Below are 21729 nucleotides of genomic sequence, written 5' to 3'. Positions count from 1 at the left end.
GTTGGCCCCCTGGCTTCGAACGCCTCGGCCAACTCGGCGTCCGCGAACAACTCGCCCGGCTCGTCACGGACCGGCATCGCCAACGGGTACGGGCCCCGTGCCGCCACCCGGTCGGCTCAGGCACCTTCAGCCCGGCCCCGGCCGCATCGACATTTCGCACCCCTCACTCAGCCCGCGGATGGATCCAGGCGGCAAGCCGCTCGTGCTCGTCAGCAGCCTGCGCGAATCCCGCCTGGAAGGCAGGAGCCCATGCCGCGAGATCGCTCGGGTCGGTACCGAAGGCACGAACCGAGGTCTCGTCCGGAGCAACGGTGAGCACGGACTGCGTGCCCAGTGCGAAAAGCGCCTGCTGGTGCGGCTCTCGCGGGTGCTGATGCGCCAGTGGTTCGACAACGAGGACCCTCTGGGCTCCGCGGGCCAGGTCGGCGTTGGTGCCCTCGCGCAGTGCGCCATCCATGTAGTGCCGGTCACCGACCTCGATCGGTGAGGCCGTGCCGGGGAAGGCGCTGCTCGCTGCAACGGCGTGAACCAGCGGCACGCCGCTGTCGCGGTCCCAGACCACGGGCCTGCCGCTCGCCACGTCCACGGCCGTTATCAGAAGATGACGTTCTGGCCAGACCTCGGTACCGATCAGCTCACGACGAACAGCGAGCAGCGCCTGCTGCGCGCGCGGGTCGGCCGTCTCCAGAGCGATCCGTCCCACGCGGCGCCGGACCTCGTCCGGCGTCAGGCCCGGCGTTCCGAGCACGGCGAACACCTCGCCCGTCCGTCCCGGGTCGGGCCCGGCGGATCGGGGGCGAGCACCGGTCAGTGGGCTGGCGAGGCGGCCTAGGCCATCCTCGGCGCCGAGCGCTGCCGCCACGATCGCACCTGCCGAGGTGCCGACGATCGTGTCTGCCTCGCTCAGATCCACACCCTTGTGACGCAGACCGTGGGCCAGCCCGGCCATCCAGGCCGTGCCCGCGGGGCCGCCCGGGCCTAGCACGAGCGCGCGGCCGATCGAGTACCCGGTTTCTTCCTGTTCGGCGACGTTCGGCACGCGTATCACGCCGCCACGATCGGAGTAAGGAACACCCAGACGTGGCCGAACGGGTCGCGTAGCATCGACTGACGCGCACCGTAGGGCATGTCAGTCGGCGCCGTGAGCAGCTCGGCGCCCCTGTTCACAGCCGTCGTGGTCAGGCCGTCCACGTCCGGCACGTACACGTGCAACGCAACCGACGCTCCCGCCCGGTCCGGAATCGAGAACGGGACGTCGACGTCACCGAGCATGAGTGTGGAACCCTGGACAGCGACCTCGGCATGCACGATCCGCCCGGCGTCGCCTTCTAGCCGGAAGAGCTCGACGGCGCCGAACGCCTGCGCATAGAACTCGATCGCCGCGGCGGCGCCGTCGACCATGATGTGCGGGATCACCGCATTGCGGTAGTGATCGGGAATTTCGATCCGGGCTGCGTACTCGGTCACTGCGAACCTTCCTGAAGGTCACCGCCGGTCGGTCCCGCGGCCCTGGAAGGAACTTAGAAACTCAAGTTTGGTTGAGGTCAAGCAGGCGATCTGAACATGCCCGCTTGCAGGCCACTGTAATGGAGGCCCCTCATGACCTCCGACAGCGGAAACTTGACCCTTTGCCGTCCGGCCGTTGTCAGTGCCCGCTGGCAGGATCACCGGCATGACACCCTTGCTTCTCACCGACATCGAACGAGCCGTTCGCAGCAACTGGAGTGCCGAGACGTGCACCCCTGAGTTCCGATCACGCTGGACCGAGGACAACCCGGCCCGGGACCAGTGCGGGGTGACCGCCATGGTGCTCAATGACCTGCTGGGAGGCGAGCTGATCCGGGGAGAGGTCCACGTCAACGGAGAGCGCGTGGACTACCACTGGTGGAACCGCCTGGGCATGGGCATGGGCATTGAGATCGACCTCACCCGCGAACAATTTGGGCCGGACGAGTCCGTCACCGGGGGCATCGTCATTCCCCGCCCGCCCGTAACCGAGTGGGGCAGGCTCCGTGCGGAGTACGAGCTTCTCCGTGACCGTGTCATGGAGAAGCTCCCCCAGGGACTGTAAATCGTTCGGCTCTGGCGCGTAGTCGGTTTTGACGTCGAGCCCGGAGGCGCTTCTGCGGCTTCTTCGTGGCTCCGGAGAGGTAGCGGTCCACCGTCTTGCGGGAGACGCCGGGGCGCTCGGCCAAGGAGCCGCCCTCCCGCGTGCGAGGCTCTACAACCGGGAGCGCACCCGCTGCTTCATCACCCGCACCGCCGAGGATCTCCTGGCCGCCGCCCTGACCGCCGGCAAACCGACTGCGCTGGTCAGTCCTGCGAGACCGCTTGGAGCAGGTCGCCGACCTTGGCGTCCGGAAGTGCACGGGCGACGTCGGCCAGCGCGACGATGCCGACGAGTGTGTGTCCGTCGATGACGGGCAGCCGGCGGACCTGGTGCTCGCGCATGGTGCGCAGGATCTCCTCGGCATCGTCGTCAGCGCCGATGGTCACCGCCTCGCCCTGGGCCAGGTCGCCTGCCTTGACCGAGGCGGGGTCCTTGCCCACGCCCAGGACCTTCACCACGATGTCCCGGTCGGTGAGCATGCCCTTGAGCTTCTCGTCCGTGCCGCAGATCGGCAGTGCGCCGACCCCCAGCTGGGTCATCTTCTTCGCTGCTTCGAGCACCGTCTCCTGGGCGCCGATGCACGTCGCGTCCGCCGTCATGATCTCGCGGGCCTTCGTCACTGCCGTACTCCTTCGTCCTCGTCCGCAGGGATGCGGGCCATGCCCGCTCACGCGGACCGGCCACGGGACCTATAGGTGCCCCCTGTCCGAGCCGGGTAACGGCAACGGCTCCACAACCACCCCAGGCCACGGTCTGTCCCCCGTACTTCGGCGAGCCGCGCACCGCCCCCGGAAGGGCCGGGCCAAGATGGAGGATCGCAGGCGCCGCCGCTGCGTGCGGGCGGCGGGAGGCAGTACGCCGCACCTTGGTGCAGGTGGCCAGGCAATGGCCACGTCCGCCACGTCCCCCTCCAGCCGCTGCCGGTGCGCGCCAGGGCGATGCGCATGCTCAGAGGACAGCGCGGCGCGGCTTAGTACCAGGAAGCGTCCGAGGCTGAGCGGATCTTTGTTGAACTCGGCGCTGAGGGAGCGTCCGCGAGGCCCGGTAGCGGCGAAGCGGGCGAAGGCCCCGGTGGCGCCGGTGAAGATGATGAGTGTGCCGGTGGCCTCAATCGCCTGGATGAGCCGCCACCCGATCACGTCCCGCACCGTGGAATCGGACAGCAGTTCCCCTGGCAGTGACGTGTGGCCCGGCTACCGTCCCACGGTCGTCATGGTCGCCGGACGATGGGCGGCGCATGAAATCGGCATGTTGAAGCATGCGGGTGAGATGGAATGCGTGATGTATGAGGAGCACTCGGGCCGGTCGGAGACCGTGGAGTGCGGCCTGGAGGACGAAGCCTGCCAGCTGGTGCTGAAGCGGCTGCGCGACCTTGGTGAGGGTGAGTTCGGCTGGGTGCGCCTGGTGGACCCGGCCGAAGCCGAACTGGTGCAGCTGGCGCAGGGGCTGGGCCTGCACCCCCTCGCGGTCGAGGATGCCGTCCAGGCGCGGCAGCGGCCCAAGCACGAGCGCTTCGGCGACGTGTTGGCCGTCGCGCTCAAGACCCTCTGGTACGTCGATGCGGACAGAGCGGTGGAGACCGGGGAGTTGATGCTCTTCGTCGGCCCCCGGTACGTGCTCACCGTCCGGCACGGTGCTGTCGACCCGGCCGCTGAAGCCGCACGACGGCTCGAAGCCGCCCCCGGCATGCTGCGCTTCGGCCCGCTGTCCGTTCTGCACGCCGTCCTCGACGTGGTCGTGGACGCCTACAGTGACGCCGCGGACAACGTGCGGGCCGCGCTCTCCGCTCTGGAGGACTGCGTCTTCTCCACCTCCCGCGTCGACCACACCGGGCAGATCTACTCCCTCAAGCGGGAGGTGCGGGAGTTCCGTGACGCGGTACAGCCCCTTGTTCCCGTCCTGCAGTCGCTCCTGACCGGGCCCGGCCAGAACGGCCAGGCCTTTCCGCCGAAGGTCCTGCCTTACTTCCGCGACGTGGCGGATCATCTGAACCGTACCGACACCGAGGTCCGGTCCCTGGACGAGCTGCTGAACTCGGTTCTGGACGCCCAGCAGGCGCGGGTGGGCACCTGGCAGAACGATGACATGCGCCGCATCTCGGCCTGGGCGGCGATCTTCGCGATCCCCACCATGGTCGCCGGCGTCTACGGGATGAACTTCGAGCACATGCCCGAGCTGAGCTGGAGTTACGGCTACCCGCTCGCCCTCTGCCTCATGGCACTGGCGTCCGGGCTCCTGTACCGCGCCTTCCGCCGCAACGGCTGGCTCTAGCCGAACGGCTTGCGCGGGCGGCACGTGCCGGTGCGGCTGCTGCCTCGCTGCAACTCACGCGTCGGGGTGGCCTCGGATACGGCACGGCATGAGAACCGGGGACCGGGGCAGGAGCGGGAGATGGCCGACCTGTCGCACGTCCTCGAAGCAGCCAAGCGCCGCCCGCACCTCAGTGTGCAGGCGCTTGCGGACAGCACCGGAATCCGCACGCCAGGCATCAGGGTGTTCGTCCAGGACGGCACCACAGGCCCCATACACCCCACCGCGCAGGAGCTGCGGGAACGCGCCCGCGCCCTGGACCTCCCCGTGAGCGATGTCCTTCCCCACGCCGCCCTCGTCGGCGTGCCCAGCGCGTGATGCCCGACCCGGCGGCACCGACCACCGCCCTCCTCGTGCTCGCCCTGCCCGGAGGACTACTTGCCGGCGTTCTTGCGCTCGGCCGTTATGAGGAACTCCTCCTCGCCCCGCGGACCGCTGCGCAGCACCGCCGGGCCCGCGCCCGCCACGCCCGTCGCCCCACCGCATCGACGACCGGAGGCAGGGCACCCGGAATGAGAGCGGAACGGCCACCGGAGGCCGCCCCGCGCCCGCACCCCGGTGCCAGGGATCTGTAAAGGAGACAGGTGAAAGGCTTCCGCAGCTTCATCCTTCGCGGCAACGTCGTCGATCTCGCCGTCGGTATCGTCATCGGCGCCGCTTTCACTGCCGTGGTGAACGGCTTCGTCGGTGCGTTCCTGACTCCGCTGGTCGGGCTGGCCACAGGAGCGGCCGGAGACATGAGCCGCAAAGCGTTCACGGTCGGCGCTACCCAGTTCCCGTACGGAGCGTTCATCAACGCGGCGATCAGCTTCCTGCTGCTGGCGACCGCCCTGTACGTCCTGGTGGTCTTGCCGATCAACAAGCTCCACGAGCGCCTCGCACCGCACCAGGACGTTCAGGCACCCAAGCGCGACTGCCCTGAATGCCTCAGCCCCGTACCCGCCCAGGCCCGACGCTGCGCGTACTGCACCGTCCCGCTGCCCGACGTGGCCGCCCAGGCCGGAGCCGAGACACAGCGTGTCGGCTGACACCGAGAAGATGCTGGGCGCGATCGCGACCGGCCCCGGGGCGGGGAGTGGAGAAGACAGTGGCCGACAGGCACCGATCGGCTCGAGGTAGTCGTCTGTCTCGCGCAGGGAACACGCAGGGCTATGCGGTCATCTCCGACCCTGGCCGGGGCGGTGGCGTCGGAGCCGGATCGTGAAGGGGAGCGCGACCAAGGCGGCGATCCCCAGTCCGCCGGCCGTGAAGACGGTCGGGTTGACCCAGCCCGGCACTTGCTCGTCCCCGTTCCTCCCGTCCCGGCCGTCGGAGCAGACGATCGACACCGGGAACACCGACCTCGTCACCAGGTGCCGCCGAGGGGCTGCCAGGTCGAGCCCGATCCCGTTGCACTGCGCATCGGGGTCAGGGATGTTGAAGCCGGTCGTGAACCCCCAGCCGAAGGCCAGGGCCGCAACACCGGCCCCGGCCAGCGCCAGCTGGAAGCAGAAGACCGGCCTCAGCAGCGGGCGCAACGAGCGCCGGCGCACGGCGACGCCCGCGCGGACGAGCACCGCGCCGGTCATGGCCGCCGCGAGCAGGGGAACACCGATCACCACCAGAATAACGATCATGAAAGCTGCGACGCGAGCGGCCGCCCGACGGTTGCGCAGGTGCTCGGGACCCTGTCCGCCGTCCCCATGCCAGTCGAAGTCGTCACATCCGCATCCGGCCAGCACGACGAGCAACCCGGCAAACGTTCCCGGTCACAGCACTAGCACTAGCCATGCGCCGTCTCGGCTACGTCCACCACTTCGGACCCGTCGCGGCGCAACCGTTCGGACCCCCAGTCGCCGAGCGGCCCGAGCGCTTGGTTGAGCGTGTGCCCGTGCACGGTCAGCGAGTACTCCACCCGCGGCGGCACCTCGGCGTAGACCTTCCGGCGCACCAGTCCGTCTTCCTCCATCTCCCGCAGGTGCTGGGTGAGCATCTTCTCGCTCACTCCCGGCAGACCCCGCCGCAGCTCGGCGAAGCGGCGTACGCGGTGGGCGTGGAGTTCCCAGAGGATCAGCCCCTTCCACTTGCCGCTCACCACGTCGAGCGCAGCGTCGATGCCGCAGATGTAGGGACCGCGTCTCGGCGCCTTGGCCATCACTGAACCCCTTACTGAAAGGTAAGTACCGCAGAAAATAGTGGGTACTTCCCAGAGTAGTGGCGCTCTCCGAGCATGGAGGAGTGAACGAACAACAGCAGCACAGCACCCGCCGGAACAGCGCTGTCACCGTGATCGGGCTCGGCCCGATGGGCCAGGCGATGACCCGCACCCTCCTCAGTGCCGGGCACCCGGTCACCGTCTGGAACCGCACCGCAAGCCGGGCCGTCGGTGTCGTATCCGAGGGAGCGACGCCGGCAGCGACACCCACCGAGGCGCTCCAGGCGAGCGACCTCGTCATCCTCAGCCTCACCGACTACCAGGTCATGTACGACATCCTTGACGGTGCCACCGCATCGCTCGCCGGCAGGACGCTGGTCAACCTGAGCTCCGACACCCCCGACCGCACACGCGAGGCGGCCGCTTGGGCAGCGGGCCACGGCGCCGCGTTCCTCGCCGGAGGTGTCATGGTCCCCGCGCCGATGGTCGGCACGGAGGCAGCCCACGTCTACTACAGCGGGCCCGACCAGGTGATGGAGCGGCACCGGGCAGCATTGACGCACCTCGGAACACCAAAGCATCTGGGCGAGGACCCGGGCCTCGCCCAGATGATGTACCAGGCCCAGCTCACGGTGTTCCTCACCACCCTGTCGGCATTGATGCACGCCACCGCAATGCTTGGTACGGCAGGGATGAAGGCCAAGGACGTGCTGCCGGAGCTGCTCGCCTCCGCCGATTCGATCGGAGACATCCTGAGGGCTGGTGAGGAGAACCCCGGTGCCGCGCTCGATGCAGGAGAGCATCCCGGCGACCTCAGCACCGTCACGATGATGGGAGCGACGTCCGACCACATCGTCGAGACCAGTGCGTCGATCGGCCTCGACCTCGCGCTTCCCCTGGCCGTGCAGGCCCACTACCGGCGCGCGATTGCGGACGGGCACGGCAGCGACAACTGGACGCGCATCATCGACAGCATCCGACGACCACGCTGACGATGTCTCTTTATGTCCAACCGGTCCTGCCCGGAGCGGACGAAACCGGTCCGGCGCCGGGCAGGATCGGCAAGCGGCGCCTTCAGCCGGAGTCCGGCCCCTGTCTGCGCCGGGTCACCAGGACAACCGCGGGTCCTGTACGTGCTCCGGCGAGTGCCGGTCCTCTCCCCTGCCCAGACCGGTCCGGACCAGGAAGCCAGGGTCCACGTCCCACAGCGGCGCTGCGGTGTGAACTCGCTGGGTGCCCGGGATGTCCACCTCGACGAGGACTCCGTCGCGGAACATCCACAGACCGAACAGGTCGTCGTCCTGGTCGTGGAGCATGACCTGCACGCAGGCGGGCTCGTTCCACGGCAGGGACTCCAGGTCCTTGAGCACCCCACGGCGCCGATGCGACTTCTCGAACTCGATGTGCCAGCCTCCTACGAGCCAGGGGATCTGTACGAAGCAGCCCTGCCAGGTGCGGGCCTCGTCCGGTCGCGTCAGCGGCTCCATCACCTCGTCCTCATACCGCGCCAACACGATGACCTGCGCCGTTCTGCTCATGCCCACATGACACACAGCGCCGGGCACCGAGGGCAAACGGTTTGGGACCGGGAGCCGTCGAGCCTCCTTCGTCACGCGGCGTAGTGCTCTTCGACGCGATCCTCAGGCGCTGACCGGGCCAGTCAATGTCGGCCCTGCGGACGCCCAGCAGCTCGGTGGCGCGCGCTCCTGAGCTGACATGGCACGACAGCAGGGCCCTGCCGTAATCGCTTCCCATCGCCGCAAACAGCTCGTCCCGCGCCGCGTCGGACGATGACCGCGGCGCCGGGCGGGAGGACGGCTGGCGCAGTCGGCAGCGGTGCGCTGGACAGCGAGACTGGACAGCGAGAACGGACGCTTTGCCGAACTGGGGTGCGCCAAGCCCTTCCTGACCTTAGGAACCGCCACCAAGGACGTCTCCTGGACCAGGGGTAACATCCTCGGCACGAACATATCCGGTGCGGGAGGGGGCGGGCGATGACGGGATGGCTGTCGTTCCGGGGCGCCGCCGCGGCGGCGCTGCTGACCGTAGCGACGGTGTCGTCCTGCACGGCGGGCGGGAGTGACGAGGCCGGCACGTGCAAGGTACGGCACGAGCTCGACCAGATCACCTCACGGTTCCCGTCGTTCAAGCAGCTTGAATCCACGTCGTGGTGCGGAATCGACCCGGACAAGCCGTCCCGGTCGCTGCCCTCGCAGAACAACATCCGCCTCGTGGGCGTGCTCAATGCGGTGGATGACCAGGCTGTGCTGAAGGACCTGGAGAACCCCGCTCTGGAGTTCAAGCCCGGCGCGCCCAAGAACGTGCCGCCGGAGATCATGAAGCTCCTGCCGGAGGGGGCCGAGTGGATGATGAGAGACCGAGTCAACAAGGACATCACCGAGAGTCTCTACTTCGGGTCCTTCTACTACGACAAGCGGAGCGGACAGGCCCTCTTCGACTGCTCGAACCCGTTCCGTAAGGACGGTCCGGCACCCGTTGTGACCAGCAACTGAACCACGGAGCCGGATAGCGGTCGGGGAGCCCCGGCCGCCGATTCGCCGGTGAGGCAGGCGTGGCCCAGGCATCGGTCCGGATGCGAACCGTACGGCGCGATCTCGACGCGGTACTGGCGTACGTACCGTTCCAGCGTCGCGGAGTCGTCCGCTGCGTGGTCCGCGCCGAGCCCGCCTTCGCGTCCTGCCTCACACAGCCGCTCCAAGACGCGCGGGGCGTACGAGTTTCGGCCGGAAGCCGTAAAGGTGGCGCGTGCAGGGGCTCGGCCAATCGCACGTGCCGGGTTGGCGGAATCCGCCCTCGAACCGCTCCCGCCACACGGTCACGCATCACGCCGCAGGAGGCCCGCCGCCCCGCCGTACTCGCCTCGCCCCTCCCCACACCCCCGTCATGACCGAAAGCCCCCGTCAAACGCCATGCCGCCGCCACACTTGCGGGTGAATCGCCCTTCGGTGAAGTTGACGCTCTTGGCGCGGTGCCACCGCCGCGCGACAACAAAACGGTGACCGCACGTAACGGACGACACCCTCCGCCTCCACCACCCTCATGTGACCCTCGGCGCGCACGATCGGGGCGGAGCTGTTCTGCTGGACTTCGGGGGGTGCCGAGTCGTGTCTGAGAGAGGGTCGGATGGGTACGTATCGAGTCGCGCAGGTCACCTCCCCCGACGGACGGTTCGAGATCGTCGAACGCGAGGTGCCGCAGCCGGCGCCCGGCCACGTGCGCATCGCCGTCGACGCCTGCGGGATCTGCCACAGCGACGCCGTCTTCGTGGGCGCCAAGGTTCCGGGCGTGCGGTTCCCGCTGGTCCCCGGCCATGAGGTCGCCGGCCGGATCGAAGCCTTGGGCGACGGGGTACAGGACCGGGGCTGGCAGGTCGGCGACAGGGTCGCCGTCGGCTGGTTCGGCGGGAGCTGCGGCCACTGCACGCCCTGCAGGCAGGGCGACTTCATCGTCTGCGAGAACCTCAAGGTCCCGGGCTGGGCATACGACGGGGGGTTCGCGGAGGCGGTGATCGCGCCGTCCGACGCCCTCGCCCGGATCCCCGACGCGCTGGCCGCTAGCGATGCGGCACCCATGGCCTGCGCGGGAGTGACCACCTACAACGGGCTGCGGCGCAGTTCCGCGCGGCCGGGTGACCTGGTCGCCGTACTCGGCATCGGCGGCCTCGGCCATCTCGCCGTGCAGTATGCGGTGGCGATGGGCTTCGAGACCGTGGCCATCGCCCGTGGGGCCGACAAGAGGGAATTCGCCGAGCAGCTCGGCGCACACCACTACGTGGACAGCACGGTGGGTACGAGCGTTGCGGACGCACTGCAGTCCCTCGGGGGCGCCAAGGTCGTGCTGGCCACGGCAGCCAACTCCGGTGCCATCACCGCGACCGTGGACGGCCTGGCGCACCGCGGTGAGTTGGTGGTGATCGGCGCGGCCCCCGAGCCGCTGGAAATCAGTCCGATGCAGCTGCTCATGAGCGGACGCGTCGTGCGCGGCCACCCGTCCGGCACCTCGCAGGACGTCGAGGACACCATGGTTTTTAGCGCGCTGCACGGAATCCGCCCGATCGTCGAGGCGGTACCACTGAGCCGGACCGACGAGGCGTACCAAAAGATGCTCTCGGGTGCCGCGCGCTTCCGGATGGTCCTCACCGGCTGACCCGGGGGTTGCCGCCCCGTGGGACGCGGGAGGATCACCCCCACGCCGCGAAGGTCAGATGACTGACAGCGCCGCTTCCTGCACAGATTCCGTGGCCAGCCAGTCGGCCACCCGCTCAGCCAAACTTTCCACCAGCAGGTCGAGGTCGGCGGTCCACGCGTACACCCCATGGTGTCTTCGTAAGCCTCAAGTAGGCCGACCGAAGAGGCTGGCCGTCGTCGACCACGGCCAGCCCTTCCGGATCGCCGGGCCACTGCCCGGTTCCGCACCTTCCATGGACCTCCGCAAACGGCTCCAGGACGGTTGCCGCCACTGCCTCGACCACCCGCAGGACCCCTCCTGCTGAGACGCACCGTCAGGGATCTGGTGGGCGGCGGCAGGTCGAGGCGTTGCGCGACTGGGCTACTTCACGTAGATCTCGTCGAGGGTGTCGATGACCCCTTCCGCGTTCAGGTGGTAGCGGAAGGGGAGGCCCTTGTCCGGGTGGGTGTCCAGCCAGGAGGTCAGCTCGCTGGTGGAGATGGGCTTGCCCATCACTTCCGAGGGGAGGATCGGCGCCGTCGCGGTGATCTTGGCCTTCTCCGAGATCGGGATGTACGTCCACGCGCCCGACGGTTCGAAGCGCCCGGGGCAGCCGTACGTGCCGTGCTGGACGATGAGGTTGGTCATACCGCCCTCGGGCGTGTAGCGGTGCACGGCGATCGTGTCGGGCGAGACCGGCATCCTGTGGTCGGCGCCGCAGGCCGGCGCGGAGGGCGGGGCCGGGGCCGGGGGATTCTTCCCCCCGGGGGTGGCGGTCGCCGAGGGCTTGGGCGCCGCGCCGGTCTTCGAGGGGGCCGGCACGGCGGTCGTGGCGGTGGGCGCCGCCGGTGCGGCCGCACTGGGCTTCGCGTCCGGTGCGGCGGCCTGGTCGTCACCGTTCTGACAGGCGCTCAGCGCCAGCATCCCGCACACCGCGAGAACGGCCATGGCCGCCCGCCCCCGTACCGCTCTCATGGCCTTCTCCTTCTGCGAGTTCCGCCGTCGCGCAGACCGTAGCCCCGGGGATCCGGCCGGGGCGATGGCCGGATGTCATTCGTCACCGGGCCGGGATCGGCTTGTTGCGGAGTACAGACTTCCGGCCTCGTGCACCGCGGATGTCCGTGCCGGCCACCGGGCCGGGAAGTCGTCGTCGGCGGCGCCAGTTCACGACCCCAGCCCGGCCTGCCCTGGCTGTCCGCGCCACCTCCGCCAGGCACACCCTGTCGCTGCCGGGGGCGAGCGGGATGGAGGCCGGCGCGCGGGGAGCGCCAGCCCGCCGTGGTGGTGCGCGCCGCCCGCCAGTCCACGAAGGGCCCGGACCACCTGCAGGAGCGCGACGTCCTGAGCGTCGTACAGGAGGACCGTGGTCACCCCGACGTGGTGCTTGTCGGCAGCGGCGCCCCAGAGCCTGCGTCAGCTTCTCCGCCGCCACTCCGGCACCGAGCGGGCCCCGCAGCGCCGCACGCCCCTGATCCGGGTCGGCGGCTTCCACCAGCGCCGCGACCACAACCCCGGTTGGCGGCCTGATGGGCTTTCTCCCGGGCACCTGGGCAGCAGCCACGGCCAGGAGCGCGAGGCGAACGATCCGCCCCTCCCTTTCCACTCTCTGCGAACCGCCCAGCGAAGACAAGACTGCAATTTTTGCCGTCAAACCGGGAAACTCGTTCCCGAGCGGAGGGCTGCACCGCGGCACCGCTCTCCAACAGGAGGACACTCATGTCAGACGTCTGGGATCCACATGGCAGCCTGCAGCGCGCGTTGTGGATCGGCGGCGCACAGTGGTCCGGCAAGACCACCGTTGCCGAACTCATCGCCAGAAAATACGGATTGACGGTGTACCACTACGACTATCACGACGCCCGCGGACACCAGGATCGCCGGATCGCACGTCGTGTCGCCCTGGGTGAGCCCGTGGAAGATCCCACCCCCGACCGCGTCTGGTTGGACCAGGGCCCGGAGGAGATGGCCGCCGAGACACTGGCCGGCTTCCCGGTCCGCTTCGAGTGGGCCTTGGACGACTTGCGCGCACTGTTCACCGGCCGGCCGGCGATCGCTGAGGGATGGGGGCTGCGACCGGAGCTGGTTGCGCCGCTGCTCGACTCACTCCGGCGCATGGTCGTCCTCGTCCCCACCGAGGACTTCCGTCAGCACCAACTCCGGACCCTCCCGCGCGCGGGAACTCTCAACGTCCCTGTCACTGACCCGGCCCGATCTCAGGCCAACCGTATCGCCCGTGACCGGCTGGTCGCCGAGGACGCAGCACAGAACGCCCGCCGCCTCGGCATCCGCGTCATCGAAGTCGACGGGACACTCGACGCGGTGTCTGTGGCGGCAGAAGTCGCTGAGCATTTCGCCCCTTACCTTGGCACGGCGACGGCTGCGTGATCGCTCGACCCCAACAGGTGTGTGCGCTCAGTACAGGGATCGAGGACGAGGTCGCCGCCTCGTCGCTGCGGAGCCGGGCGTAGCGGGCGGGCGGGGCCGCCGGGCCGTGGCGGTGTGCGCGATTGCCGTTGCCGTTGCCGTTGCCGTTCACCGGTCAGGGAGGCGGCCTTCGCGTCCGGCGCCCAGCCCTACGGTCCGTCAGTACGTCAGGTCTGCTCCCCCGAGAGGAGCGGCTCGAAGGAGCGGTAGGCGGCGTAGTTCCTGAAGTGCCGGGCGTACAGCTCCGAGCCGTCGGTGAGGTTCTCGTCGAGTACCTCACCGACGTCGACGACATGCCGCAGCCGCCAGGTGATCAGCTCGCCGGCTTCGTTCTCGTAGCTCGTCTCCAGGCTCCTGCCGTGCACTTCGGCCTTCTCGCGGGCCCGGGCCTCGTCGGCGGCGGTCAGCAGGACGAAGCTTTCCTGGTAGAGCGGAGCGTGATCGCTGGTGTCGGCCGAGGTCTCACACAACAGGACAGCGATGTAAGTGGTCATCGTCCCGGCTATTTCTTGAAGCGGTTGTCGTTCAGGAGCTTCCATGCGGTGTTGCACGAGCTCTCTCGGCAGCCCTTGAGATAGCCGAGCGTGTCGCCGTAGTGCTGCCCGGGGAACACCTGCCGGATGGAACCCCGCCGACAGCGGGAGATGAAGTTGGTGGCGATCTCCCCCAGGCTCTCGTTCGCCGCGCAGGCGTCATCGAGATGGCGCTCGGCGGCGAGGCGTGCGGGGGCGCTGGCCGCCTCCGCGTCCTGATGGGAACCGGTCAGCGCGGCGCACGCCATGACAGCGGCCAGCATGCAGCGGATCGCGAGCTTCCGCACGGAACACCAGCCTCCGTGGTGATGGGTGCTCATCGGATCAGCAGCCCGCCATCTTCCCGTAGGCGATCCAGACCTCACCCTTGTTGTTGAGGCTGACGTTTCCGGACTTGTGGAGCCCGGTGTACTTCCCGCGGTACTTCCGCAGTTCCCCGACGGGCGATTCCAGCGTCATGTAGGGGGAGTCGGGCTTCCAGTCCCCGGAGAACTTCGCGTAGACCTCGTTGGTCCCGTCAGTGCCGCTCGCCCAGCAGGCCCGGGAGTCGGAGTAGAGCACCAGGTTGCCGTCATACTGCATCTCCAGGCGGTAGCCGCCGTTCCGGAGACAGTGGCCGGGGATGAGCCTGTCGCTGAACGAAGTGCCGTCACTCCGGCACTGGTCGAGTACCCGGACGACGCTGCGAGCGCCCTCGGCGGGGGCGGCCGTGGCCGGTCCTGCCACTGCCGCGAGGGCGGTCATCAGGTTCACCGCGGCAAGTACGCACATCCGGGAGACGTTCCTCATGCAAGCTGCCTTTCGTGAGCGCTCTTCAGCTGCAATGACAGAGAGTATCGACAGCCATACGGTGAGTTGTCGGAATGAGGGGAACTCTCACCCGTAAAGGGCAAGAAGGGGGCAAGCCCGCGTAGCGTCAGTGGACGACATTCCGCAGGCGGCCACAGCATCCTGCGGGAAGCGGCTGTTCGAGAGCGCGTTGATGGTGAGGCCCCCTACCGGCCTGATCCTGATCGCGCTGTTCGCCGGGCTGGTGGCCCCCAACCCGGCCGGACCCGCTCAAAGCACACCCCCGGCCGCTGGCTGGCGGGCCCGGCGTGCGCGCCGGTTCCGGCACTACGAGAGGCCCGCACGCGACACATGGAAGGCCGCTACCTTCCGCTGCTCAGGAGCGCGCATGCGGGCGACCCTTGGACGGTGGCCTGCCACCGGAGTCCGGTAACCCTGCACGGGTGCGCTCCTGGCCGCCCTCGCCCGTCGCGGGCTCCAGCGGGGCCGCCGGCCCGTCGACCACCGGCAGGCCCTCACCCGCCCGCTCAAACTTCAGCTCAGCCAAGACCCGGTCGTAGCGGCCGGCTTCGACCCGGTTCCGGGACGGAATTTCCATCTCCAGCACCCGCCCCGCCTGCAGATCCCGGCGCACCATCCCACGCAGCGTTCCCAGCGACGGCACACCCCCCGGCGAGGACGAACCGTCGGCCGTAGCCCGCCGGCACAACGCCGCTGCCGCTGCCCGAGCCCCAGCGCGTGCTCAGAATTTGGAGCACGGCGTCCCAGTCTTTCTCCAGACCGGCGGCGAAGGCACGCAGGCGGGGCAGATCCGCGGTGCGGACGGTGTTGATCCAGTCCGGCGGCGCTGCTCGTCGGAGTGTCCGGTGTCGCGGACCGACGCCGGTGCACCGATCGACGGGCTGAGCGCCGCCGTGAGGCTCCGATTCACGCCTCTCTGCATCAAGCCAGCCTTAAGAGACCGTTAAGCCGAAGGCTGCGAGGGAAAACCGCAGCTCAGAGGCGTGCAAGGACTGACGTCTGACGTTGCCATGACGGTTACCCCTCCGTAATACTCGCTGTCTCGGGTGACATTGCGTCACCTTTGAGAGCGCTCTCGAACCCCTCCTGCCATTCTTCACGCCCTGCCCGGCCCGGCACCCCTCCTACTCCCCCACCCAGACAAGGAACCTCGCCCATGGCTGCTGCCCATCGCGCACGTCGCCGCTCTCTCGGCGGAGTCGTGCTCCTCGTGACCACCGCCCTGGTCGCGGCGGTGCTCATGTCCTTCACCCGTTCGGTCGCCCCGCCCGCCGGGGCCGCAGTTGTCGCGCAGACCTGGTCCGACGAGTTCGACGGCGCGGCCGGCCGCGCTCCTGACGCCGCCAAGTGGACGCTGGAGGCCGGCGGTTCGGGCTTCGGCAACCACGAGCTGCAGTACTACACCAACAGCACCTCGAACGCCGCGCTCGACGGCCAGGGCAACCTCGTCATCACCGCGCGGAAGAACACCGACGCCGGCCTCGGCTGTTGGTACGGGCAGTGCCAGTACACCTCGGCCCGGCTGAACACCGCCAAAACCTTCACCCAGGCCTACGGCCGCTTCGAGGCCCGCATCAAAATCCCGCGCGGCCAGGGCGTCTGGCCCGCCTTCTGGATGCTCGGCAACGACCTCGGCAGCGTGGGCTGGCCGGGCAGCGGCGAGATCGACATCATGGAGAACATCGGCCGCGAACCCAACACCGTGCACGGTACGGTGCACGGCCCCGGCTACTCCGGAGCGGGCGGCCTCGGCGCCCCGTACAACCTGCCCGGCGGCCGCGCCTTCGCCGACGACTTCCACGTGTTCGCCGTCGACTGGAGCCCGAACTCCATCGTCTGGTCGGTGGACGGCACCGCGTACAAGACCCTCACGCCGGCCGACACCGGCGGCAACAAGTGGGTCTTCGACCACCCGTTCTTCGTCATCCTCAACCTGGCGGTCGGTGGGGACTGGCCCGGCAGCCCGGACGCCTCCACGTCCTTCCCGCAGACGATGACCGTCGACTATGTCCGCGCCTCCTCCGCCGGCGCCCCCGCCGCGCGCCCGATCCGTGGCCTCGGCGGCATGTGCGTCGACGTCGCCGGCGGCTCCGACGCCGACCGCACCCCCATCCAGCTGCACGACTGCACCGGCAGCGCGGCCCAGCAGTGGACCATCGGAGGCGACGGCACCGTCCGCGCCCTCGGCAAGTGCCTGGACGTCGCGGGCGGGTCCACCGCCGACGGGGCCGTCGTCCAGCTCTACACCTGCAACGGCACCAACGCCCAGAAGTGGACGTACACCGCCGCCCGCGACCTCACCAACACCGGTGCGGGCAAGTGCCTGGACGCCAAGGGCAACTCCTCCGCCGACGGAACCCGGTTGCAGACCTGGACCTGCACCGGCGCCGCCAACCAGAAGTGGACGGTCGGCTGACCCACCAGCCCCGCCGCCCTTCCTTCTCCCCGGTCCCTGCGTCCGACCGCTCCCCCGCCCGACCCCACGAAGAACGGACCCCCACCGTGACGGCTCGCCACCAACGAACCATGCCCCGCAGGAAACTCCTCGCCACGACAGCGGGCCTGGCCCTGGCCGTGCCCGCCGCGGCAGCCTGGCTCGAGATGGGCGCCCACGCGTCCACCACCGCCACGCTCCCCCTGGACCTGGTGAACACCACCGGCAACAACACGGTGTACGCCTATGTGCTCGGCCGTGACCCCGCGGCCGGCGGCACCTGGGCCTTCCTCCAGGCCAACGGCCTCAGCCTGCACCACCCGCCGGCTCCGGCCAACGATCAGACCCCGCTCGGGGTCGACTGTGCCATCCCGCTCAACGCGTCCGGGGCCGGAGCGCGGAGGGTGACGCTGCCGCGCCTGGACAGCGGCCGTATCTACTTCTCCATCGGCACGAAGCTCACCTTCCTGGTGAACCGCGGCGGCGGTCTGGCCCTGCCGTCGGTGAGCAACCCTACCGACCCCAACGCGAACGTCGCCCACGACTTCTGCGAGTTCACCTTCAACAGCGACCAGTTGTACGCCAACATCACGTTCGTCGACATGGTCTCGCTGCCCATCGCCTTCCAACTGGAGACCGGCCAAGGCACCCAGACGGTGCGCGGGCTGCCCGCCGACGGACTGTCCCGGATCACCGCCGCTCTGCGGGCCCAGTCCGCCGCCGACGGCAGCGACTGGAGCCGGCTGATCGTCACCGCGGGCGGCCGCGACATGCGCGTACTGAGCCCCAACCTGGCGATCCGCGGCAACAACGCCTTGTTCCGCGGCTACTTCGACGGCTACGTGGACGAGGTGTGGAACAAGTACCGCTCCACCGACCTGCGCATCGACACCCAGTTCAGCTGGGGAACCGTCACCGGCCGGGTGAACGGCGATGTCCTCGCCTTCCCCGGAGTCGGCAGCTTCGCCAAGCCGTCCACCCTGTCGATCTTCTCCTGCAGCGACGCACCCTTCACCACGGGCAACGACCTGATGGGCAATCTCAGCGCACGGATCGCCGCCGCCTTCAACCGCACCACCCTGCTGGACAACCCCCACCAGCCGACCGCCGAGGACCCCGCAGCCTTCTACACCCGGCCGCGCACCAACCACTACGCCCGCATCCTGCACAACACCACCCCCGACCATCTCGGGTACGCCTTCCCGTACGACGACGTGCACCCGGCCGGAGTCGACTTCGAGGGCAAGGTGCAGTCCGGCACCCCCGGCCGCTGGACCATCACGGTCGGCGGTCTGTCCGACGGCGGCACACCGGCCCCGACGCCGACCGCCACCGCCCCCGGCGGCGGGGGCAGCGCCTTCACCACCATCCAGGCCGAGTCGTTCAATGCCCAGTCCGGAGCACAGGTCGAGGCCTGCTCCGACGGCGGCGGCGGATCCGCCGTCGGTCATCTGTCCAACGGCGACTGGCTCAAGTTCTCGGCCGTGGCCTTCGGCTCCACCGGCGCCACCCGCTTCGACGCCCGCGTCGCTTCAGGGGCCGCCGGCGGAGTCAGCGGCCTGGTCCAGGTCCGTCTCGACAGCCCCACAGCCAGCCCGGTCGGCGGCTTCGCCGTCGCCAACACCGGCGGCTGGCAGGCCTGGCGCACCGTCCCCGCCGACATCCGCCGCACCACCGGAACCCACGACGTCTATCTGACCTTCGACAGCGGCCAGTCCTCCGACTTCGTCAACGTCAACTGGTTCTCCTTCGCCTAGCAAGGGCTGTCCCGTAATCCCTGATGGATCACCGGAGGAAAAGGCGGGCCAGGCGCCGCAGACGTGTCGTGCCGGACCGCGGGGTGCGGCGGGCGGGATTACTCCCCGCTACAGAAGTCGTCGCAGTCCTGCCACTTCATCACCCGCACCGACATCTGGTCGAAGCGCGTGCAGGGGGGAGCCCGCCGAACACAGCACCAGCCCGGTCGTGCGGGCCGCCACCCGGTCAAAGGGTGACGGCCCGCACTCGCCCACGGGGCGCCGGTGCCCCGCACGGCCGTGCGGGCACCGAATGCCGAGGGCCACCCACCGTCCAGGCGGCCCTCAGCACCCAACCCCGCAGGGTCAGTGGTGACCTCGGCCCCAGGACTCCGTGTCAACCGTGCGGCCGCGGTCACCGCGCAGCGTGGCCGTGTCGCCGTTGTTGCCCCAGATGTACTCGCGGCTGTTCTGGACAGGTCGGTGCGGGTGTTGTGGCCGGCGCCGGTGTGGATGCGGATCGTGGCACGCCCGGCCAGGCGGACGTTGTCGAAGCGGTAGCGATTGCCGTCCGCGTCGCGCAGTGTCCAGCCGCGCAGGTTGATGGCGTCGCGGGTGGTGTTGGTGATCTCCACCCACTCGTTGTTCAGGGAGCGGTTCGAGGGGTCGTCGCGTCCGGGGCTGTCGGCCCGGACCCGGCGGATCTCCACACGCGGGTGCTGGCGCCGGCCGTGGTCCTGCGCGGTGGCCGGCAACGCGGCCGCGCCGACGACTGCGCCGGCGGCCAGGACGGTGGCGGCGATACGCCGGACGGAAGAAGCAGAAGTCATGAGTGACGCTCCCTCAAGAACAGCACCCCAGCAGCCGGCCCCGTACCGACCTGCCGCTACGGAGTCGGCGCCTCACCTCTCTGCGCCAGCGCGCAAGGAAGCGCGGAATGGGCACCGCGTCCGTCGTCCAGGTCGAGGGTGGCGACCGCGCCCCCCTCCGGAGCGTTCGCGAAGGCCAGCCTGGCACCGAGGACGCCCGCCTGCCCGAGCGCGATGGTCAGCCCGAGTCCGTGCCCGCGCCCGCGCTCGGGGCTTCCCGTACGAAAGCGTTGCGGGCCTTCCGTGAGCAGCGCAGCGGGATAGCCGGGCCCCTGGTCCCGTACGAGGATCCGCGCGCCCGTGTCGGTGGCCTCCACGGCGACTTCGACGGGTTCGGCTCCGTGCCTGTGGGCGTTGGTGACGAGGTTGACCACGATCCGTTCCACCCGGCGCGGGTCGGTCTCCAGGATCCTGGGGGCTCGGATCGCCACGGCGGTCGGCGTTCCGGTGCGGCGGACGATGTCGGTGACCAGTTCGCCCAGCGGCACCGCGTCGGTCCGCGCCCGTTCGGCGCCGGCGTCGAGCCGGGAGATCTCCAGGAGGTCCTCGACCAGCCCGTTCAGGGCCCGGGCACGGTCCCGGACGAGGTCGGCCACCTCGTCGCCCTCTGGGAGAAGCGCGGCGGCGGTGGACAGCCCCATCAGCGGGGTGCGCAGTTCGTGCGCGACGTCCGCGGTGAAGCGGCGCTCGCCCTCCAGTTTTTGCTGCAGGGCCGCAGCCATCTCGTCCACGGCCGCCGACATCTCGGTGATCTCGTCACGGGCCCGGCCGCCCGGTCCGATCCGGGCGTCGAGGTCGCCGTCGGCGATGGCGCGGGCCGTGCGGGAGCCCCGGCGCAGCCTGCGGTTCATCGGTTCGGTGGCCAGGGCGGCGAGCGGTACGACGACCAGGAGGGCGGCGAGCACGGCCTTGATGATGCTGCGGTCCAGGAGCTGAAGGCCGCGCACCTCGGAGCTCATGTCCGTCCGGGCGACGAGTACCCGGCCGCCCTTGACGGGCATGGCCGCCCACATCCAGTACCAGTTGGGGGGTTTGCGGTCGTTCCAGATCGCGTACAGAGCGGCCGGGTCCTTGGCGGCCAGCGCCCGTGCGAGCGGTGCGTCGAGCCGCTCCGGAGTGAGGACTTCGACGTCGAGCGGCGCGCTGCCCGTGCGCGCGTACTCGCGCTCCGCGGCTGCGAGGCGTGCGGAGAGGCGTTCGTCGCCGGTGCGGTCGCTTCGTTCGGCCATCGCCTGGTGGACGAGGACGCCGATCACGGTGGCCACCGCGCAGCAGGCGGCCGCGGTCAGGGCGGCGATCTTCCAGCGCAGGGCGCGCGGGTTGAGGAGTGCCATGGGTGCGGACGGCCCCTCAGTCGCGGACGAGTTTGTAGCCGAAGCCGCGGACGGTCTCGATCCGCTCGGCTCCGATCTTCCTGCGCAGCCGCAGCACGCAGAGGTCGACGACCCGGGTGTCGCCCTCCCAGCCGTAGTCCCACACGTCCCGCAGGAGACGGCGGCGGTCGAGCACGGCGCCAGGAGCCGCCGCGAACTCCAGCAGCAGCCGCAGCTCGGTGGGGGTCAGCGGAACGGGCCGTCCGCTCCGGCGTACCTCCAGACCGAGGGTGTTCACGGACAGGTCCCCAAAGACCAGCTCCCCGGGGGTCGTCCCGGCATCCCCGGGTGCGACTGCGCGATTCGCGGAGACGACTGCGGGATTCACGGGTCCGGCCCCCCGCGCCGGAACGGCCTCCGGTCCGGCGGGCCGGAAGGTGGCGCGGCGCAGCAGCGTCCGGATACGGGCGACGAGGACGGGGGTGTCGACGGGCTTGACGACGTAGTCGTCGGCGCCCGCCTCCAGTCCCGACACCACGTCGAGGGCGTCCCCACGCGCGGACATCATGAGGACCGGGACCAGGCTCTCCTCGCGGATCCGGCGGCACAGTCCGATGCCGTCCAGCTCGGGCAGCATCACGTCCAGGATCAGCAGGTCGTACCTGCCGGCCCGGAACGCCTCCAGGCCGTCGAGTCCGTTCACGGCCACCGCGACCTGATAGCCGTACCGCTCCAAGGACAGCTGCACGGCGCGGCGGATGGTGGCGTCGTCCTCGACGACGAGGACGCTGACGGGGTCTGGGACCCGGGGTTCCGACACGCCACCTACCTGATCAGAAACGGACATTTGTGGAGTTCATCCTAGTCA

The 21729-nt window shown here is 69.7% G+C and carries 23 protein-coding genes and 1 pseudogene; 10 read left to right on the top strand and 14 right to left on the bottom strand.

The window, feature by feature from the left end; genetic code table 11:
- Nucleotides 1–163: 163 nt before the first annotated feature.
- Both ACIPK4_RS31125 and ACIPK4_RS31120 read right to left on the bottom strand, forming a co-directional pair.
- Nucleotides 164–1048, bottom strand: a complete 885-nt coding sequence (locus ACIPK4_RS31125) for a patatin-like phospholipase family protein (protein ID WP_402318815.1) — start codon at nucleotides 1046–1048, stop codon at nucleotides 164–166.
- On the bottom strand, nucleotides 1045–1467 hold the full coding sequence (locus tag ACIPK4_RS31120) for a VOC family protein (protein ID WP_402318812.1): 423 nt from the start codon (nucleotides 1465–1467) through the stop codon (nucleotides 1045–1047). Before ACIPK4_RS31120 ends, ACIPK4_RS31125 begins: the two co-directional genes overlap by 4 nt.
- 205 nt (nucleotides 1468–1672) lie before the next feature.
- Here ACIPK4_RS31120 and ACIPK4_RS31115 point away from each other — a divergent pair, with 205 nt between their 5' ends.
- Entirely contained in the window at nucleotides 1673–2071 is a 399-nt protein-coding gene (locus ACIPK4_RS31115; protein ID WP_402318809.1) for a hypothetical protein, read from the top strand.
- A 242-nt stretch (nucleotides 2072–2313) separates the two neighbouring features.
- On the opposite strand, the gene ACIPK4_RS31110 is transcribed toward ACIPK4_RS31115, so the two are convergent.
- A complete protein-coding gene (locus ACIPK4_RS31110) occupies nucleotides 2314–2730 on the bottom strand; it encodes a CBS domain-containing protein (RefSeq protein WP_402318807.1) in 417 nt (138 codons plus the stop codon).
- A gap of 661 nt (nucleotides 2731–3391) precedes the next feature.
- Here ACIPK4_RS31110 and ACIPK4_RS31105 point away from each other — a divergent pair.
- From ACIPK4_RS31105 to mscL, 3 genes are all read left to right on the top strand, one after another.
- Nucleotides 3392–4381 carry a magnesium and cobalt transport protein CorA gene (locus ACIPK4_RS31105; RefSeq protein ID WP_402318804.1) on the top strand — a complete coding sequence of 330 codons (990 nt, stop codon included), beginning with the start codon at nucleotides 3392–3394 and terminating at the stop codon, nucleotides 4379–4381.
- 120 nt (nucleotides 4382–4501) lie between these two features.
- Entirely contained in the window at nucleotides 4502–4738 is a 237-nt protein-coding gene (locus tag ACIPK4_RS31100) for an XRE family transcriptional regulator (RefSeq protein WP_402318801.1), read from the top strand.
- Nucleotides 4739–5004: 266 nt separating this feature from the next.
- Nucleotides 5005–5448 (top strand): large conductance mechanosensitive channel protein MscL, encoded by a 444-nt coding sequence (gene mscL, locus ACIPK4_RS31095; protein ID WP_402318798.1) that lies wholly within the window; start codon nucleotides 5005–5007, stop codon nucleotides 5446–5448.
- Between the two features lie 129 nt (nucleotides 5449–5577).
- Here the strand turns inward: mscL and ACIPK4_RS31090 are convergent, their stop codons facing one another.
- On the bottom strand, nucleotides 5578–6036 hold the full coding sequence (locus ACIPK4_RS31090; protein ID WP_402318795.1) for a hypothetical protein: 459 nt from the start codon (nucleotides 6034–6036) through the stop codon (nucleotides 5578–5580).
- Nucleotides 6037–6182: 146 nt separating this feature from the next.
- A complete protein-coding gene (locus ACIPK4_RS31085) occupies nucleotides 6183–6554 on the bottom strand; it encodes a winged helix-turn-helix transcriptional regulator (RefSeq protein ID WP_402318793.1) in 372 nt (123 codons plus the stop codon).
- A gap of 83 nt (nucleotides 6555–6637) precedes the next feature.
- Between ACIPK4_RS31085 and ACIPK4_RS31080 the strand changes: the two genes are divergently transcribed.
- Nucleotides 6638–7546 (top strand): NAD(P)-dependent oxidoreductase, encoded by a 909-nt coding sequence (locus ACIPK4_RS31080; protein WP_402318791.1) that lies wholly within the window; start codon nucleotides 6638–6640, stop codon nucleotides 7544–7546.
- 114 nt (nucleotides 7547–7660) lie between these two features.
- Here ACIPK4_RS31080 and ACIPK4_RS31075 read toward each other — a convergent pair whose 3' ends face one another.
- Entirely contained in the window at nucleotides 7661–8092 is a 432-nt protein-coding gene (locus ACIPK4_RS31075; RefSeq protein WP_402318788.1) for a hypothetical protein, read from the bottom strand.
- A 456-nt stretch (nucleotides 8093–8548) separates the two neighbouring features.
- Here ACIPK4_RS31075 and ACIPK4_RS31070 point away from each other — a divergent pair, with 456 nt between their 5' ends.
- Together ACIPK4_RS31070 and ACIPK4_RS31065 are read left to right on the top strand one after the other, a co-directional pair.
- On the top strand, nucleotides 8549–9067 hold the full coding sequence (locus ACIPK4_RS31070) for a hypothetical protein (protein ID WP_402318785.1): 519 nt from the start codon (nucleotides 8549–8551) through the stop codon (nucleotides 9065–9067).
- A 631-nt stretch (nucleotides 9068–9698) separates the two neighbouring features.
- Nucleotides 9699–10721, top strand: coding sequence for an alcohol dehydrogenase (locus ACIPK4_RS31065; protein ID WP_402318783.1), 1023 nt, complete (start codon nucleotides 9699–9701; stop codon nucleotides 10719–10721).
- A gap of 402 nt (nucleotides 10722–11123) precedes the next feature.
- Here ACIPK4_RS31065 and ACIPK4_RS31060 read toward each other — a convergent pair whose 3' ends face one another.
- Nucleotides 11124–11717 (bottom strand): hypothetical protein, encoded by a 594-nt coding sequence (locus ACIPK4_RS31060; protein ID WP_402318780.1) that lies wholly within the window; start codon nucleotides 11715–11717, stop codon nucleotides 11124–11126.
- Between the two features lie 741 nt (nucleotides 11718–12458).
- On the opposite strand from ACIPK4_RS31060, the gene ACIPK4_RS31055 reads away from it, so the two are divergent.
- Nucleotides 12459–13127, top strand: a complete 669-nt coding sequence (locus ACIPK4_RS31055) for a hypothetical protein (protein WP_402318777.1) — start codon at nucleotides 12459–12461, stop codon at nucleotides 13125–13127.
- Between the two features lie 206 nt (nucleotides 13128–13333).
- Here ACIPK4_RS31055 and ACIPK4_RS31050 read toward each other — a convergent pair whose 3' ends face one another.
- The 4 genes from ACIPK4_RS31050 to ACIPK4_RS31035 all read right to left on the bottom strand — a co-directional run bounded on the left by ACIPK4_RS31050 (nucleotide 13334) and on the right by ACIPK4_RS31035 (nucleotide 15125).
- The gene (locus ACIPK4_RS31050; protein WP_402318774.1) at nucleotides 13334–13660 is read right to left on the bottom strand and encodes a DUF4288 domain-containing protein; all 327 of its coding nucleotides are present in this window, start codon (nucleotides 13658–13660) and stop codon (nucleotides 13334–13336) included.
- An 8-nt stretch (nucleotides 13661–13668) separates the two neighbouring features.
- The gene (locus ACIPK4_RS31045; protein WP_402318772.1) at nucleotides 13669–13986 is read right to left on the bottom strand and encodes a hypothetical protein; all 318 of its coding nucleotides are present in this window, start codon (nucleotides 13984–13986) and stop codon (nucleotides 13669–13671) included.
- A gap of 37 nt (nucleotides 13987–14023) precedes the next feature.
- Entirely contained in the window at nucleotides 14024–14488 is a 465-nt protein-coding gene (locus ACIPK4_RS31040) for a hypothetical protein (protein ID WP_402318769.1), read from the bottom strand.
- A 376-nt stretch (nucleotides 14489–14864) separates the two neighbouring features.
- Nucleotides 14865–15125: a hypothetical protein gene (locus ACIPK4_RS31035; RefSeq protein WP_402318766.1), complete on the bottom strand. Its 261-nt coding sequence runs from the start codon at nucleotides 15123–15125 to the stop codon at nucleotides 14865–14867.
- Nucleotides 15126–15665: 540 nt separating this feature from the next.
- On the opposite strand from ACIPK4_RS31035, the gene ACIPK4_RS31030 reads away from it, so the two are divergent.
- Nucleotides 15666–16925 (top strand): family 16 glycosylhydrolase, encoded by a 1260-nt coding sequence (locus ACIPK4_RS31030; protein ID WP_402318763.1) that lies wholly within the window; start codon nucleotides 15666–15668, stop codon nucleotides 16923–16925.
- 110 nt (nucleotides 16926–17035) lie between these two features.
- Complete coding sequence (locus ACIPK4_RS31025) at nucleotides 17036–18700, top strand: beta-1,3-glucanase family protein (protein ID WP_402318761.1); 1665 nt, start codon at nucleotides 17036–17038, stop codon at nucleotides 18698–18700.
- A gap of 345 nt (nucleotides 18701–19045) precedes the next feature.
- On the opposite strand, the pseudogene ACIPK4_RS31020 reads toward ACIPK4_RS31025, so the two are convergent.
- The 3 genes and pseudogenes from ACIPK4_RS31020 to ACIPK4_RS31010 form a co-directional block, all read right to left on the bottom strand.
- A pseudogene (locus tag ACIPK4_RS31020) lies at nucleotides 19046–19509 on the bottom strand (lamin tail domain-containing protein).
- A gap of 56 nt (nucleotides 19510–19565) precedes the next feature.
- On the bottom strand, nucleotides 19566–20882 hold the full coding sequence (locus tag ACIPK4_RS31015) for a sensor histidine kinase (protein ID WP_402318759.1): 1317 nt from the start codon (nucleotides 20880–20882) through the stop codon (nucleotides 19566–19568).
- Between the two features lie 16 nt (nucleotides 20883–20898).
- On the bottom strand, nucleotides 20899–21708 hold the full coding sequence (locus ACIPK4_RS31010) for a response regulator transcription factor (RefSeq protein ID WP_402318756.1): 810 nt from the start codon (nucleotides 21706–21708) through the stop codon (nucleotides 20899–20901).
- Nucleotides 21709–21729 lie beyond the last annotated feature (21 nt).

It is taken from the genome of Streptomyces sp. NPDC086989 (assembly GCF_044745505.1).
GTDB lineage: Bacteria > Actinomycetota > Actinomycetes > Streptomycetales > Streptomycetaceae > Streptomyces.
The sequence above is the reverse complement of the archived record's forward strand: the minus strand, read 5'-3'. Positions and strand labels throughout refer to the sequence as shown.

What these genes read in the sequence shown, in the direction of transcription:
- ACIPK4_RS31115 (WP_402318809.1), top strand. Translation starts at nt 1,673, where the DNA reads ATGACACCCTTGCTTCTCACCGACATCGAACGAGCCGTTCGCAGCAAC.
- ACIPK4_RS31105 (WP_402318804.1), top strand. Translation starts at nt 3,392, where the DNA reads ATGTATGAGGAGCACTCGGGCCGGTCGGAGACCGTGGAGTGCGGCCTG.
- ACIPK4_RS31100 (WP_402318801.1), top strand. Translation starts at nt 4,502, where the DNA reads ATGGCCGACCTGTCGCACGTCCTCGAAGCAGCCAAGCGCCGCCCGCAC.
- ACIPK4_RS31090 (WP_402318795.1), bottom strand. Translation starts at nt 6,036, where the DNA reads ATGATCGTTATTCTGGTGGTGATCGGTGTTCCCCTGCTCGCGGCGGCC.
- ACIPK4_RS31085 (WP_402318793.1), bottom strand. Translation starts at nt 6,554, where the DNA reads ATGGCCAAGGCGCCGAGACGCGGTCCCTACATCTGCGGCATCGACGCT.
- ACIPK4_RS31075 (WP_402318788.1), bottom strand. Translation starts at nt 8,092, where the DNA reads ATGAGCAGAACGGCGCAGGTCATCGTGTTGGCGCGGTATGAGGACGAG.
- ACIPK4_RS31070 (WP_402318785.1), top strand. Translation starts at nt 8,549, where the DNA reads ATGACGGGATGGCTGTCGTTCCGGGGCGCCGCCGCGGCGGCGCTGCTG.
- ACIPK4_RS31065 (WP_402318783.1), top strand. Translation starts at nt 9,699, where the DNA reads ATGGGTACGTATCGAGTCGCGCAGGTCACCTCCCCCGACGGACGGTTC.
- ACIPK4_RS31060 (WP_402318780.1), bottom strand. Translation starts at nt 11,717, where the DNA reads ATGAGAGCGGTACGGGGGCGGGCGGCCATGGCCGTTCTCGCGGTGTGC.
- ACIPK4_RS31055 (WP_402318777.1), top strand. Translation starts at nt 12,459, where the DNA reads ATGTCAGACGTCTGGGATCCACATGGCAGCCTGCAGCGCGCGTTGTGG.
- ACIPK4_RS31050 (WP_402318774.1), bottom strand. Translation starts at nt 13,660, where the DNA reads ATGACCACTTACATCGCTGTCCTGTTGTGTGAGACCTCGGCCGACACC.
- ACIPK4_RS31040 (WP_402318769.1), bottom strand. Translation starts at nt 14,488, where the DNA reads ATGAGGAACGTCTCCCGGATGTGCGTACTTGCCGCGGTGAACCTGATG.
- ACIPK4_RS31035 (WP_402318766.1), bottom strand. Translation starts at nt 15,125, where the DNA reads ATGGTGCGCCGGGATCTGCAGGCGGGGCGGGTGCTGGAGATGGAAATT.
- ACIPK4_RS31030 (WP_402318763.1), top strand. Translation starts at nt 15,666, where the DNA reads ATGGCTGCTGCCCATCGCGCACGTCGCCGCTCTCTCGGCGGAGTCGTG.
- ACIPK4_RS31025 (WP_402318761.1), top strand. Translation starts at nt 17,036, where the DNA reads ATGCCCCGCAGGAAACTCCTCGCCACGACAGCGGGCCTGGCCCTGGCC.
- ACIPK4_RS31015 (WP_402318759.1), bottom strand. Translation starts at nt 20,882, where the DNA reads ATGGCACTCCTCAACCCGCGCGCCCTGCGCTGGAAGATCGCCGCCCTG.
- ACIPK4_RS31010 (WP_402318756.1), bottom strand. Translation starts at nt 21,708, where the DNA reads ATGTCCGTTTCTGATCAGGTAGGTGGCGTGTCGGAACCCCGGGTCCCA.